Annotated in this window: 1 pseudogene; it reads right to left on the reverse strand. The window is 57.9% G+C overall.

The features are described from left to right. Nucleotides 1-57 precede the first annotated feature (57 nt). A pseudogene (locus YA0848_RS06815) lies at nt 58-247 on the reverse strand (cytochrome C oxidase Cbb3); the annotation flags it as partial.

A 247-nucleotide genomic window follows, 5' to 3' on the forward strand; every position in this document is an offset into this window, starting at 1 on the left:
GGGGGGCCAGCCCCCTCTCACATGGGTTGTTTCTGTGTTGCTAAATAACGATCAGTCTCACTGCTCCTCGGCCTTTTTGTCTGCATGAGACAAGCTGTACACATACGCCGCGAGCAAGTGCACCTTGTCGTTGCCTTGCAATTGTTCCTGCGCAGGCATCTGGCCCTGACGGCCGTAGCGGATGGTCTGCTGCAACTGAGCGAAGCTCGAACCGTAGATGAACGCGCCGGGGTGGGTCAGGTCTGTC

The organism is Pseudomonas sp. S4_EA_1b, from assembly GCF_016307435.1.
GTDB classification, from domain to species: Bacteria; Pseudomonadota; Gammaproteobacteria; order Pseudomonadales; family Pseudomonadaceae; genus Aquipseudomonas; species Aquipseudomonas rhodesiae.